This window comes from Spirillospora sp. NPDC048824 (assembly GCF_043198455.1).
In the GTDB taxonomy this organism is placed as follows: domain Bacteria; phylum Actinomycetota; class Actinomycetes; order Streptosporangiales; family Streptosporangiaceae; genus Spirillospora.
The window spans coordinates 676,779-690,810 of sequence record NZ_JBICUS010000001.1 but is presented as its reverse complement, the minus strand read 5'-3'; the positions used below and the strand labels follow the sequence as shown (position 1 = coordinate 690,810).

Below are 14,032 nucleotides of genomic sequence, written 5' to 3'. Positions count from 1 at the left end.
ACGACGGTTGAGGTCAAATCGCCACCCGTGACCAGGGTCGCGCAGGGGTACGACATTTTCGAGGGAAGGGCGGCACGTGGACATCGGCAAGCTCCGGACCGACACCCCCGGCTGCGCAAGAGTGGCCCACCTCAACAACGCCGGCGCCGCGCTGCCGCCGCGTCCCGTGATCGACGCGGTGGCGGAGCACTTCACGCTGGAGAACACGATCGGCGGATACGAGGCGGCGGAACTGAACGCACCGGCCGTCGAACGCTTCTACGACGCGGTGGCAAGGCTGATCGGCGCGCGCGCGGACGAGATCGCCTACGTGGAGAACGCCACCCGGGCCTGGGACATGGCGTTCTACGCGATCCCCTTCGCCGAAGGCGACCGCATCCTCACCACGACGAGCGAGTACTCCAGCAACACCATCGCCTACCAGCAGGTGGCGGCGGCCAAAGGCGTGAGCGTGGAGGTCGTCCCGGACGAGGCCGACGGGACCCTCTCACTGGACGCGCTGGAAGCCGCACTGGCCGAGGGCGACGTCCGGCTGGTGTCGCTCAACCACATCCCCACGCACAACGGGCTCGTCAACCCGGCCGCCGACGTCGGGCGGCTGTGCCGGGAGCACGGCGTCCTGTACCTGCTGGACGCGTGCCAGTCGGTCGGCCAGCTCACCGTGGACGTCGGCGAGATCGGCTGCGACATGCTGTCGGCGACCGGCCGCAAGTTCCTGCGCGGCCCGCGCGGGACCGGGTTCCTGTACGTGCGGCGGCAGATCGTCCCGACCCTCGAACCCCCGTTTCTCGACCTGCACGCCGCCGCCTGGCAGGCCCCCGACGCCTTCGAGATGCGGGAGGACGCACGGCGCTTCGAAACATGGGAACGGTACGTGGCCGGGCAGATCGGGCTGGGCGTCGCCGCCGACTACGCGGCCGATCTGGGGATCACGGAGATCGAGGAGCACGTGACCGGGCTCGCGTCCGTGCTGCGCCGGAAACTGGCCGCCCGGCCTGCGACGACGGTCCTCGACAAGGGCGAACGGCCGTCCGGCATCGTCACGTTCACCGTGGACGGCCACGACCCCACCGCCATCAAAGCGGCCGCAAGGGATCGCGGTGTCAACGTCAGCGTCGCGATCCCCCGCGCACACGGATACGACCCGGACACCGTTCCGGCCGCCGTGCGGGCCTCCGTGCACTACTACAACACCGAAGACGAACTGGACCTGCTTCTGTCCGTCCTCCCCTGACCGGGGCGGGCGGGCTCAGGCGTTCGGGCGGGCGGAGCTGATGTCGGCGAGCGCCGATACCTCGTCCCTCTCCATCGCCAGGTCGCCGATCGACACGATGCCGACCGGGCGGCCGTCCTCGATGACCGGGAGCCTCCGCACCGCCCGCTCCCGCATGACCTGCGCGGCCTTGTCCAGCGGGTCGTCCGGCCCGACGGTCGCGGTCGCGGTGCTCGCGATGCCGCCGATGTTCAGCTGCGTCGGGTCACCGCCGGCGGCGAGCCCGCGAATCACCAGGTCGCGGTCGGTGACGAGCCCCAGGAGTTCGTCGCCGTCGGCCACCAGCACGGCACCGATGTCCTCATCGCGCATCGCTCGGGCCACGGTCACGATGTCGAGTTCCGGAGACACCGACGTCGGCGAACCGGTCATGATTTCGCGGATCTTCGTTGCCATACAACGCTCACTCCTTGAGCCTCGTGGGTCGTCGCCGGGGGCCCGGGATGACTCGGCCCTACCCGGCAGGGACGGGCTCACTCATCGCTCACTCCCGGAACGGCGCGAACAGCCGCTCGGCGGCCGCACGGTCCCACGCGAGCCGGTCACCACGGCGAGGAACTTCTCGAACCGCGCGGGATTCGTCCGCCGCTGCTCCTTGACCTCTCAAGCGAACCTTCTCGCTAAACTGCGCATCCTTCAATAAGCACGGGGTTTGCCGGGGAGACCGCTCCGTCTGCCGGAGGGAACCAGTCGAGAAGGGTCGGGCCATGGACGACGCCAAGGGGGAACCGGTGACGTCCGGCTCCGAGGACAAGCGCGAACCCGCGCGTACCGCCACCGCGGAGTTCCGCCTGCCCGCGAAGGTCTCCTTGACCAGACCGGACATCCCCATCCGCCGCTCCGCCAAGCCGAAGGGCGACTCGTCCGGGGGATCCGCCTCTCCCCCGACGGGCCCGTGGTACGTCAAGCTCCCGAAGCCCCCCGAGGACAGCGTCGCAGAGGACGCCGCCGAGCCCGGCGCGCCCAATCCCGACGCGGCCGATCCCGGCACGGCCGAGCCTGACGCCGCCGAGGACACCGCGGCCGGCGCCCCGCCCGCCGCCGAGGACGAATCACCACAAGCCGCCTCCCCGTCCAAGGCCCCGCCCAAGAAGGACGCGCCTCCGTCCGGTGGGACCGGCCCTACACGGGTTGAGCGCCTACCGGTCCTCTCCTCCCACGCCCCGCCACCACAAGCCCCACCACCCCAGACCGCGACTCCGCAAGCCTCACCACGTCAATCCGCACCACGTCAATCCTCACCGCCGCAGCCCGCGTCTCCGCAGCCCGCGTCTCCGCAGGCCGGGGCTTTGCAGGCTGTGCCGCAGGAGCAGGCTCCGGTCGTCCGGTCTTCGGGTCAATGGACCGTGCCGTGGGACGGGGCGGCTCCTCTCGCTCCCCCGGCTCCGCCTGCGGCGCCGGCCGCGGAGGAGACGGGGGCCAAGCGGGGGCGGCGGGGGCTCATCATCCTCGTGGCCGTGTTGGTGCTGGTCGCCGGGGTCGTCACGGGGCAGCTCGTCCGGCCGGTCCCCGACCCGGCCGTTGATCTGGCCATCACCTCCAGTCACGCGTTCTCGGGGCAGGCCCCGGCGCTGCCGTGGCCGTCCGGAGGGCAGTCGGTCGTCCACGTGGACGGGCTCGGGACGATGGGCTCGTCAGGGGGGTCGGCGCCGACGCCCACCGCGAGCGTCGCCAAGGTGATGACGGCGTACGTGTATCTGCGCGAACACCCGCTGAAGCCGGGTGAGGCGGGGCCGGTGATGACGGTGTCGCCGCAGGCGGCGGCGCAGATCCCGATGCGCAAGCAGCGCGGGGAGTCGATCCTCGGCGTGACCGCGAACCAGAGGCTGACACAGCGCAAGGCCCTGGAGGCCCTGCTGGTCATCTCGGCGAACGACGTGGCGCATGAGCTGGCGCGGTGGGACGCGGGGAGCGACCAGGCGTTCGCGGCGAAGATGAACGCCGCCGCGCAGTCGCTGGGTATGACCGGCACCCGCTACACCGATCCGAGCGGCTACGACTCCACTACGGTGAGCACGGCCGCGGACCAGGTGAAGCTGCTGCGGGCGGCGATGCGGATCCCGGCCTTCGTGGAGATCGTGAGCAAGCCAGCATATGTTCCGGACGACGGCGGAGCGACGCGGCAGGGCGGCAACTACCTGCTGGGTCAGTACGGCGTCATCGGCGGGAAGACGGGGTACACGGACGCGGCGGGCGGGAACTTCGTGTTCGCGGCGCGCAAGGACGTCCAGGGCGTGAGCACCGTGATCGTGGGCGCGGTGATGGGGCAGCAGTCCCCGTCGGCGGCGGGCGCCGTCGACGCGGCGCAGCAACTCGTCATCGCGGCCGAGAACGCGCTGGTCGCGGCGACCCTCGCGCCGAAGGGCGCGAAGGTCGCACACGTCGACGACGGGCTCGGCGGCATGACGCCGCTGCGCGCCGCGTCCCCGGTGACCGTCGTCGGCTGGCCCGGGCTGACCGTGCCGGTCGGCGTCGAGGGCGATCCCCCGCGCCAGGCGGGCACCGGTGAGCGGGTCGGCACCCTGACGGCGGGCGCGGCGAAGGTTCCGCTGGAGCCGGCGCGGACACTGGACGAGCCGTCGATCATCGAGCGGCTGATCCGCCTCGGCTGAACCGCCCGTGCCGGGAGTGGGCGTCAGGCGTATGGGACGTCAGGCGTAGAGGACGGACAGGAAGCGGATCAGCAGGGCCTCGCGGGTGGCGGGCGGCAGGGCGTCCAGGATGGCGTTGACCACGGCCATCTCGGGTTGGGCGGTCGCGGGTTCGCCGCCGGCCAGGTCCACGCCGACGGACGCGAGGAGCCCTGCGAAACCGGCGTCGTCGATGCTGTCGAGGTCGAGGCCGGCGAGGGCGTCGACCAGGTCGGACGGGACGTCGGGCGGTCCGGCGGCGCGGGCGGCCTTGGTGGCGTCGGCGAGGGCCGCCAGCAGCGGTTCGATGTCGCTGACGCCGGTCAGCGTGAAGTGCAGGTTCGGCGGGATGTCCTGGTAGGACAGCTGCGGCTGGAAGAACCAGCCGCGTGACCGGGCCTCGTCGGCGATGACGAACACGTCGAGGCCGGGGTCGGAGGACGCGACGGCGACGAGCGGGGCTACGGGCTCGCCGAGGACGCGCAGGCCGGGGATCTCGGCGACGCCGGCGATGAGGCGTTCGGCCGCCTTCATCGCGTTCTCCGCGAGTTCGCGGTAGCCCTGGGCGCCGACGGCGTTGAGGGTCGCCCACGCGGCGCCGAGCGGGCCGGCGCTCTTGCTGCTCTGGACGGTCGCGTTGATGATCGTGTAGCCGGGCCATTCGGCGGCGGCGAAGTAGGCGCGGCGGCGGAGCGACTCGTCCGCGAACAGGACGACGGAGGCGCCCTTCGGGGAGTAGCCGTACTTGTGCAGGTCGCAGGAGAGGGACGTCACGCCGGGCACGGACAGGTCGAACGGCGCGACGTCGCGTCCCCCGTCCCGCAGCCAGGGCAGGACCCAGCCGCCGACGCACGCGTCCACGTGGCAGGGGACGCCGGCGGACGCGGCGATCGACGCGATCTCCGGGATCGGGTCCATGACGCCGTGCGGGTACGAGGGGGCCGAGGCAACGACGAGGACGGCCCGCGGGGTGAGGGCGGCGGCCGTCGCGGCGGGGTCGGCGCGGAACGACGCGTCGACGGGGACGTGCACGACCTCCATGCCCAGGTAGTGCGCGGCCTTGTGGAACGCGGGGTGCCCCGTCGTGGGCAGCACGATCTGGGGTTTCCCGTCGACCGGGCGGGCGTCCCGGGCCGCCTTGACCGCCAGCATGATCGACTCGGTCCCGCCGCTGGTGAAAACGCCGGAGCCGCCGCCGAGCTTGTCCGCGACGACGGCGACGATCTGGCGTTCGAGGGCGACGATGCTGGGGAACGCGGTGGGGTCGAGGCAGTTGACCTCCAGCATCTCCAGGTAGGCGGTGGCGGCGAGGTCGTGCACGGCCTCGCGTCCGGTGTCGTAGACGTAGGCGGTGACCTGGCCGCCGCGCACGGGAAGGTCGGCGTCCCGCAGCCGGGCGAGTTCGGTGAGCAGTTCCCCGGCCGGGCGGCCGTTCTCGGGCAGGTGGTCAGACGGCATGGCGTTGCGGTTCCTCAATGCTTGTGTGGGCGGCGGCCAGCCGGCGGTACGCCAGCAGCAGGGGGATGCTCAGCAGCAGGAGCAGGGCCGGGACGAGCGTGAAACCGGCGGTCAGGCCGGTCAGTGCCGACCCCGGCTGGACGACGGGCGTGTCGAAGACATTCTGGGGGGACGACCTCCCAGCGACAGCATCACGATCGGACGATTTGAACGAGGAGACGGCGAGGATCAGCGCGAAGATGCCGGGACCGAGGGCCAGCGCGCCGGTTTCGGCGGCCGTCCAGAGGCCGGTGAAGGCACCGGACTGCGCGTGGCCCGTCCGCCCCGCGTCGGCGTGGACGGTTTCGGGCAGCAGCGCGAGCGGGAGCAGCTGGACGGCCGCGTAGCAGACGCCGATCAGGGCGCTCAGCGCGAGGACGCCGCCCACCGAGGTGATCACCGGGTACAGCGCGGCGGCCGCCCCCGCGAACAGCAGCAGCCCCGCCAGATAGCAGCCGACCTCCCCGTACCTGCGCGACAGCCGGTGCCACATCGGGACGGCGAAGGCGCTCGGGCCGACCATGCAGACGAACATCGCGGAGGTGAGCCCGTAGTCGTCCAGCCGGTAGGTCGCCACGTACGGCGCGCCCGCGAGCATGATCGCGACGGCGAGGGTGCTGGTGACGTAGGCGCCGAGCAGCATGAAGAACGGGCGGTTCCCGCGGGCGGTGCGCAGCGCGGCGACGAGCCCCAGCGGGCGGGGCCCGGGGCGGGACGGGATCCAGCGGTTCGCCAGCGTGCTCGCGATCATCGCGGCGCCCATGGCGAGCCCGACCACGGCCCCCATCAGCGCGTACCCGGCGCGTCCGCCTCCGCCCGCGTCCGCGAGGGCCGGGGCGAGCCCGCCGGCGACCAGGATGCCGAGGGTGAGGCAGACGACGCGCCAGGCCATCGCGCGGCCCCGCTCGGACGGCTGCGCGGAGATCTCGGCGGGCAGCGCCACGTAGGGCACCTGGAAGCAGGCGAAGGCGCTCGCGGCCAGCAGGAACATGATCCCGGCCCACGCGGCGGCGAACCCCGCGGATTCGACCGGCACGGCGAACATCGCGGCGAACAGCAGCGGCAGCGTCACGGCGCCGAGCAGCAGCAGGCGGGTGCGGCGGCCGGTCCGGACGGCCTCGCGGTCGCTGGCGGCGCCGACGATCGGGTTGAGCAGGACGTCCCACGCCTTGGGCACCACGAGGACGACGCCGGCGAGCGCGGCGGACACGCCGAGCACGTCGGTCAGGTAGAACAGGAGCAGCAGGCCGGGGACGGCGGAGAAGACGCCGGTGCCGACGGAGCCGATGCCGTAGCCGAGGAGGCGGCGCCGGGGCAGCGCAGTGGTCATCAGGCGTCCGGGCCGGTGGGCAGCCCGATCGCGTTGGAGACGAGGCGGCGGAGGTGGGCGCGGAACCGCGCCACTTCGCGGGGATCGTCCAGGCCGCGGCGGTGCCCGTCGGCGTCCATGACGCCGCCGGTACCGAATCCGTGGGTGCACCAGACGACCGTCCAGATGACGTACTCGACGTCGACGTCGTCGGGCACGACCTTGCGGGCGGCTGCGCCGACCAGGTCGAACTGCGGCCTGACGAACTGCGCCTCAAGGTCGATGAGGTCCCTGGCGTCCGACAGCCAGCGGTGCATCCACAGGGCGGGGATCTCCGGGTTCTCCACGCAGAAGTCGATGTAGCGGTCGAGGAGCTGCAGAATCCCGTCGGGCTCGGAGCCGATCTGCGCGATCGCGTCCTCCAGTGCCGCGCGTTCGGCCTGGTGGGCACGTTCCACGACGGCGAGGTACAGGTCCCGTTTCCCGCCGACGTGGTAGGCGACGGTGGCGACGTTGAGCCCGGCCGCCTCGGCGATCATGCGGGTGGAGGTGCCGTCGTAGCCGAGCGCGGCGAACAGCCGGGTGGCCGCGTCGAGGATGCGTTCCGGGGCTGCGTCGCTGCTGGTCATACGGCCAAGCTAGGCGGTGGCCCGCCCCCCGGTCAATCGATTGATTGAGACTGCTCGGGTGCGGTGAGCCAGACGGTCAGCGCCATCTCCATCTCCAGCCGCGTCTCCGGCGCGTGCAGCCGCCCTCCGAACAGCTCCTCCAGCTGGTGCAGCCGGTACCGGACGGTCTGCGGGTGGACGTGCAGGCGGTGCGCGACCTCCGTGGCGTTGAACCCGTTCTGCAGGCAGGCCAGCAGCGTGCGCATCAGCCGCTCGCGATGCCGCGGCCGGACCACCTTCAGCGGCGCGAGCCGCAGTTCGGCGACGGTCCGCACCAGTTCCTCGTCCTGGAACATGATGAGCGCCGGCATGTGGTCGGCGCAGCGGATGAGCCCGTCGGACGGCAGAACGCCGCGGCGCGCGAGCGGCAGCGCCTCCCGTGCCCAGCGCAGCGACTTGGCCGCGTCCTCGACGCGGACGGTGGGGCCCATCGCGGCGACCCAGTCGCGCAGCGCCGGATCCAGCATCCGGCCGCGTCCCGGCCCCTCCGGATCGGGGATGATCAGGCACGGTTCGCGGCGGTTGAGGTCGGCGAGCACGTCGGGCGGCAGCGACGGGTACGAGAAGGGCTGCTGCCTCCGCTCGTACAGGACGACCGCCGCGACCGTCCGGGGGACGCGCCACTGCGCGAGGCGCGCCAGGTCGGCGATGGCCTGCGTGGCGGCGGGCGGTTCGGCGAGCAGCAGGTCCAGGAGCCGGCGGCGGCGGTGCTCCAGCTCGCCGGCCTCCTGCTCGCGCGCCTTGGTGTAGCCGTCGGTGGCGGCGCGGGCGATCTCGTCCAGGAACGCGAAGATGGCTTCGGCGATGCTGGCGAGCGTGCGGCGGGAGATGTTGTAGTGCTCCGACTCGGCGGCGAGCCGGCGCCAGGCGACGCGGGCGCCGAGCCGCAAGGACGTCTGCAGGATGTCGAGGTTGCGGCCTTCGCGGGCCTCGGCCCAGCCGATCTCCCGGTAGACGGCGGCGACCGGCTCCCACGAGCTCTCCGGGTCCATGATGAGGTCGACGAACTGGCGCAGCGCGCCCTCGACGGCGAGGCGCACGAGCCGCGCGTACTCCTCGTCCTGCGGGCGGGAGTACTCGGGGATCCCGGCGAGGATCTCCCCGATCATCTCCTCGGCGAGGGCGTCCAGATGGGGCCGGAACAGGTCGGACAGCTCACTCGGAACACCGGCCCATGGCTTGAGTGGCGAGCGCTCCCCAAGCGTCGAGCGCTCCCCAAGCGTCGTGGTCACCGTCGGCACCTCCCCCGCCCCCTCGGTGTGCGGGGCTCTCCGGAAGCTACCGATGACGGATCGGGCGGGGCTGCACCCCCGTGTGAACAATGCTTGGGGATGCTTGTCACCTGGGTGACAATTCGTCCGCGACCCCCGCCGGGAACGCCGGGCGGCGGGAACGCCGGACGCCGCGGGAGGTCAGGCGCGGCGGGTGCCGGGCGCGGCGAACACGGCGACGGCGCCGAGGCCGAGGTAGACCAGGCCCGTCGCGTACCGCTGCCGCCGCCGGAAGACCGGACGAGCGCGCAGCCATGTCCCGATGGAGCCGGCGGCGAGGGCGTATCCGATGTCGCTGACCAGGCCGATCAGCGCGGTCGCGACGCCCATCACCAGGATCTGCAGCGGGACCGCGCCCGCGCCCTGGTCGACGAACTGGGGCAGGAACGCCAGGAAGAACAGCACGACCTTCGGGTTGAGGATGTTCACGAACATGCCGTCGAAGTAGACGCGGTGCAGCGGCTGCGGCACGGGTTCCGGCTCACCGATGTCGTCGCGGCTGCGCAGCGTCCGGTAGGCGAGGTAGACGAGGTAGGCGGCGCCCGCGTAGCGCAGGAGGCCGAATGCGGTCGCGGACGCGGCGACGACGGCCGACAGCCCGGCCGTCGCGGCGGCGACGTGGACCAGCGTGCCGGTCTCGACGCCGAGCGCGGACGCGATGCCGGCCCGGCGTCCCTCGCCGATGCTGCGCGTGGTGATGTACAGGTGGTTGGGGCCGGGGATGGCGACAAGCGTCAGCGCGGCCAGCAGGAACAGCAGCGGATTCGTCACAGGAGCACGCTAGGGAACGTGGTGGTCCATGCGACAGGTCCAATCAGGCCCACGGAAAGTGGACCATCAGGGGGCGGTGGCCGCGGCGAGCGCACCGGCCAGCACCAGGCGGCCGGCCGTGCGGACCATCGTGGCGACCTCCTCGGCCGGCCGGCGCAGCGACGCCAGGCTGATCAGCGCGGAGAGCAGGATGTGGCCGAGGACGACCTCGACGTCGTCCCGCTCGGGCACCGGGTCGCCGATCGCCGTCGAGAGCCGGTCCCGCAGGAACAGGAACAGGATGGTGCGGGGGTCGTCGACGCTGGAGTCGTCCGAGGTCACCGCCTGGATGATGGCCGAGGTCAGCGTCGGCTCCTCCGCCGCCACGTACACGATGCGCTCCAGCATCGCGGTGAGCCGCTCCAGCGGGGTGCCGCCGACCGCGAGCGCGTCGACGTCGTCCATGACCCGGTGCGCCCAGGCCGCCGCGACCTCGGTGAGCAGGTGGTCCTTGGTGGCGAAGTACCGGTAGACGGTCGCGCGGGCGACGCCGGCGCGGTCCGCGACGTCGTGCATGGTGACGGCCGCGTAGCCGCCTTCGAGCGCGAGCCCGCGCGCCGAGTCGATCAGCCGTTCCCGCCGCGCCTGCTGATCCTTGCTCAGCGTCCGCGTGACGGTGAACCGCATGTCGCCGCTCAAGACGTCCTGCCTTTCCGCGTCCCCCGCTGTGCCGTGGCCATTCCCCATTCTCCCGTACATCCGCCTCGAACGCGTACATCAGGGGCCTTTCGCCCTTCCGGGCCCTCGCCCTTCCGGGCAACTTCCCCTTGCCGACCCCCGTGACCCTCACGCCTCGCTAGCGGACGGCCGCGGGCGGCCGGTCGCGGTGCTGGCACAACGCTCAGCTCCGGCGGGCAACACGGCTCACCCTTGAGCAATCCGCTCAACTACGGTCACAGCATCTTGCACGACGCTCACCTATGGCGGCTCAATGAGTCCGATCGACGGTGAGAGGGGCCAGACCATGACCGGACGCACACGGGCACCGCGGTCCGCACTTCGTGACCGGCTCGAGCTGGAGCGGGGCCGGATCGCGATCGGCGGGGTGCACGCGCTCGTCCGGCTGCTGCTCGACCAGCGGCGCGCGGACGCGCGGCGCGGCTGGACGACGGCCGGGTTCGTGTCCGGGTACCGGGGATCGCCGCTCGGCGGCCTCGACCAGCAGCTCATGCGGGACGCGAAGCTGCTGGAGGGCCACGACATCCGGTTCGTGCCCGGCGTGAACGAGGAACTGGCGGCGACGGCGGTCTACGGGTCCCAGCTCGTGGAGCACCTGCCGGGGCCGCGGTACCAGGGGGTGTTCGGCCTCTGGTACGGCAAGGCGCCCGGCGTCGACCGTTCGCTGGACGCGTTCAAGCACGCGAACTGGCTCGGCACGTCCGAGCGCGGCGGGGTGCTGGCGGTGGTGGGCGACGACCCGTCCGCCAAGTCGTCCACGCTGCCGTCGGCGACGGAGGGCGCGCTCGCGGAGGCGTTCATGCCGGTGCTGGTCCCGGCGTCGGTCGGGGACGTGCTGCGGCTGGGCCGGCACGGATTCGAGATGTCCCGGTTCAGCGGCGCCTGGACCGGCTTCAAGGTCGTCACCGATGTCGCGGACTCGCACGAGGTCGTGGACGCCGCCCAGGTACCCGATCCGGTGCTGCCGGAGTTCGCGTGGCGGGGCCGCCCGTGGAAGCCGACGCGCAGGCCGGGCGTCGACCTGAAGGACACGACGTCCCTGGAGACCGAGGTCCTGCAAGGCCGGCTGCAGGCCGCGACGGCCTACGCCGCGGCGAACGGCCTCGACCGGATCGAGGGCGCCGCCGGCGACGCGTCCATCGGGCTGGTCGCCGCCGGGCGCACCTACCTTGAGCTGCGCGAGGCGCTCGACCGGCTCGGCCTGGACGACGCGGCCCTCGCCCGGCGGGGCGTGCGGCTGCTGCGGCTCGCCATGATCTATCCGCTGGACGGCGGCCGGCTGCGGGAGTTCGCGCGCGGGCTCCGCGAGATCGTCGTGGTCGAGGAGAAGCGCGCGTTCATCGAGACGCAGATCCGGGACGTCCTGTACGACCAGGCGGAACGTCCCCGGGTGTACGGCAAGAACGGGCCGGACGGCACCGGTCTCGTCCCGCCCGACGGGGGCCTGGACGCAGACCGCATCACCAGGGCCCTGGCCCGGCTCCTCGCCGACCGCGTCGGCGAGGAGCACCTGGACCTGCGCGACCCGGTGCTGCGTCCCCGCAAGCCCCGGATCGACCTGCTCGCCCCCGCCCGCACCCCCTACTTCTGCTCGGGCTGCCCGCACAACCGGTCGACGGTCGTCCCGGACGGGTCGGTCGCCGCGAGCGGCATCGGCTGCCACGTCATGACCGTGTTCACCGACCGCAGCATCGGCACGACCCAGATGGGCGGCGAGGGTGCGATGTGGGTCGGGGCGGCCCCGTTCAGCGACACCGCCCACATGTTCCAGAACCTCGGCGACGGGACGTTCTTCCACTCGGGGAGCCTCGCCGTCCGGCAGGCCGTCGCCGCCGGGACGAACATCACCTTCAAGCTCCTCTACAACGCGGCCGTCGCGATGACGGGCGGGCAGGCCGCCGACGGCGGCTCCGACCCGGCCGCGATCACCCGGATGCTGCACGCCGAGGGCGTCGCGGAGATCGTCGTGGTGGCGGACGATCCGTCCCGCTACCCGCGCGGGACGGACTGGGCGCCCGGCGTCCGGGTCCGCCACCGCGACGACCTCGACACCGTCCAGCGCGAGCTGCGCGAGGTGCCCGGCGTGACCGTGCTGCTGTACGACCAGGCGTGCGCGGCGGAGACGCGGCGCAAACGCAAGCGCGGGCTCCTCCCGGACCCCGAGAAGCGGGTGCTGATCAACGAGGCGGTCTGCGAAGGCTGCGGCGACTGCGGCGTGAAGTCGAACTGCCTGAGCGTGGAGCCGGTCGAGACGGAGTTCGGGCGCAAGACGCAGATCAACCAGACGTCCTGCAACAAGGACTACTCGTGCGTGGACGGCGACTGCCCGTCGTTCGTCACGGTGATCCCGGGCGGGCGGAAGGCGGCCGGCCCGTCGCTGCCGGAGATCGGTGCGCCGGCCGAGCCCGCCGCGCGGCCCGTGTCCGCGGACGTCCTGCTCGTCGGCATCGGCGGCACGGGAGTCGTGACCGTCAACCAGGTCCTCGCCACCGCCGCGCTGATCGACGGGCGGTACGCCCGCGCGCTCGACCAGACCGGGCTGAGCCAGAAGGCCGGCGCGGTCGTGTCGCACCTGCGGATCGGGGACGCCACCCGGGACCGTCCGGGCATGGTCGGCGCGGGCGGCGCCGACGCCTACCTCGTGTTCGACTCGCTGGCGGGCACGTCGGAGACGAACCTGCGCCGCTGCGCGCCGGGCCGCACCGCCGCGATCGTGTCGACCAGCGAGGTCCCGACCGGCCGGATGATCACGGATACGGCGGCGTCGCTGCCGCCCGGCGCCGCGCTCGTCCGGCAGATCGCCGACCGGACCGATGCCGGGCGCCTCGTCGCGTTCGACGCCCTGGCGCTGGCCGAACGCTGGTTCGGGAGCACGACCACGGCCAACTTCGTCGTGGTCGGCGCCGCGTACCAGTCGGGGCTGCTGCCGCTGTCGGCGGACGCGATCGAGGAGGCGCTGGCGCTGAACGGCGTGCAGGTGGAGGCGAACGTGCAGGCGTTCCGCGCGGGACGCCGCCTCGTCCTCGAACCGGGCTGGGCGGACGCGGCCGAGCCGGCCGCGCCGGCCGCGTCGCCGGCCTCGCCGGACAGGCCGCTGGACAGGACCGCGCGGGACGCGATGCGCCTCGTCGAGGGGTCGGGCGCGGACGGCGAGCTGGCCCGCGTCCTGCGGATCCGCGTCCCCGACCTGGCCGCGTACCAGAACCTCGCACTGGCCAGGCGGTACCTGGACACCGTCCTGGGCGTCGCCGCCGCCGAACACGCGGCGGGCGCCGCCGGGCAGCGGCTCGCGGTCGCCGTCGCACGCAACCTCTACAAGCTGACGGCGTACAAGGACGAGTACGAGGTGGCCCGCCTGCACCTCGACCCCGGCCTCACCCGGCGCGTCGAGGAGCAGTTCGGGCCGGGCTCCACCGTCCGGTACATGCTGCATCCGCCGATGCTGCGGGCGATGGGGCTCGACAAGAAGATCGCGCTCGGCCGGACGGCCCGCCCGGCGTTCCGCGTCCTGCGCGCGATGCGGCGGCTGCGCGGCACCCCGCTCGACCCGTTCGGCCCGGCGGCGCAGCGCCGCGCCGAACGCCGGCTGATCACCGGCTACCTGGCCGTCGTGCGGGAGCTGGCGGCCGGGCTGACCGCCGGGCCGGACGGCGCCGGGGAGCGGCTCGACGCCGCCGTCCGGATCGCGGAGCTGCCGGACATGATCCGCGGATACGAGGACGTCAAGACCGCGAACATCGCCCTCTACGAAGAGCGTCTGCGCGAGCTGCTGGCCGAGTGGCGTGCCGAGCGCTCCCCGGCCGGAGTCTGATCGAACCCCCGTCACCGGACGGCGCGTACCACCGGGCAAGCCAGGGACCACACCTGGCCAGGATGTGCGACGAGGGTTGGTTCGC

At 72.8% G+C, this 14,032-nt stretch carries 10 protein-coding genes; 3 read left to right on the top strand and 7 right to left on the bottom strand.

Annotated features, from left to right (window positions below):
- Window positions 1-76: 76 nt before the first annotated feature.
- Window positions 77-1,234 (top strand): aminotransferase class V-fold PLP-dependent enzyme, encoded by a 1,158-nt coding sequence (locus ACGFIS_RS03155; protein WP_392912503.1) that lies wholly within the window; start codon window positions 77-79, stop codon window positions 1,232-1,234.
- A gap of 15 nt (window positions 1,235-1,249) precedes the next feature.
- On the opposite strand, the gene ACGFIS_RS03150 is transcribed toward ACGFIS_RS03155, so the two are convergent.
- Window positions 1,250-1,669: a CBS domain-containing protein gene (locus ACGFIS_RS03150; RefSeq protein WP_392912501.1), complete on the bottom strand. Its 420-nt coding sequence runs from the start codon at window positions 1,667-1,669 to the stop codon at window positions 1,250-1,252.
- Window positions 1,670-1,980: 311 nt separating this feature from the next.
- Here ACGFIS_RS03150 and ACGFIS_RS03145 point away from each other — a divergent pair, with 311 nt between their 5' ends.
- The gene (locus ACGFIS_RS03145; RefSeq protein WP_392969243.1) at window positions 1,981-3,885 is read left to right on the top strand and encodes a hypothetical protein; all 1,905 of its coding nucleotides are present in this window, start codon (window positions 1,981-1,983) and stop codon (window positions 3,883-3,885) included.
- 39 nt (window positions 3,886-3,924) lie between these two features.
- Here ACGFIS_RS03145 and ACGFIS_RS03140 read toward each other — a convergent pair whose 3' ends face one another.
- From ACGFIS_RS03140 to ACGFIS_RS03115, 6 genes are all read right to left on the bottom strand, one after another.
- The gene (locus ACGFIS_RS03140) at window positions 3,925-5,361 is read right to left on the bottom strand and encodes a pyridoxal phosphate-dependent decarboxylase family protein (RefSeq protein ID WP_392969240.1); all 1,437 of its coding nucleotides are present in this window, start codon (window positions 5,359-5,361) and stop codon (window positions 3,925-3,927) included.
- On the bottom strand, window positions 5,351-6,730 hold the full coding sequence (locus ACGFIS_RS03135; RefSeq protein ID WP_392969237.1) for an MFS transporter: 1,380 nt from the start codon (window positions 6,728-6,730) through the stop codon (window positions 5,351-5,353). Before ACGFIS_RS03135 ends, ACGFIS_RS03140 begins: the two co-directional genes overlap by 11 nt.
- Window positions 6,730-7,338, bottom strand: a complete 609-nt coding sequence (locus tag ACGFIS_RS03130; RefSeq protein WP_392912493.1) for a TetR/AcrR family transcriptional regulator — start codon at window positions 7,336-7,338, stop codon at window positions 6,730-6,732. Before ACGFIS_RS03130 ends, ACGFIS_RS03135 begins: the two co-directional genes overlap by 1 nt.
- 32 nt (window positions 7,339-7,370) lie before the next feature.
- Window positions 7,371-8,609, bottom strand: a complete 1,239-nt coding sequence (locus ACGFIS_RS03125) for a PucR family transcriptional regulator (RefSeq protein ID WP_392969235.1) — start codon at window positions 8,607-8,609, stop codon at window positions 7,371-7,373.
- Window positions 8,610-8,789: 180 nt separating this feature from the next.
- Window positions 8,790-9,419 carry a LysE family translocator gene (locus ACGFIS_RS03120; RefSeq protein WP_392912488.1) on the bottom strand — a complete coding sequence of 210 codons (630 nt, stop codon included), beginning with the start codon at window positions 9,417-9,419 and terminating at the stop codon, window positions 8,790-8,792.
- 66 nt (window positions 9,420-9,485) lie between these two features.
- Window positions 9,486-10,097, bottom strand: coding sequence for a TetR/AcrR family transcriptional regulator (locus ACGFIS_RS03115; RefSeq protein ID WP_392912486.1), 612 nt, complete (start codon window positions 10,095-10,097; stop codon window positions 9,486-9,488).
- Between the two features lie 325 nt (window positions 10,098-10,422).
- Between ACGFIS_RS03115 and ACGFIS_RS03110 the strand changes: the two genes are divergently transcribed.
- Entirely contained in the window at window positions 10,423-13,947 is a 3,525-nt protein-coding gene (locus tag ACGFIS_RS03110) for an indolepyruvate ferredoxin oxidoreductase family protein (RefSeq protein ID WP_392969232.1), read from the top strand.
- The last annotated feature ends 85 nt before the right edge of the window (window positions 13,948-14,032 follow it).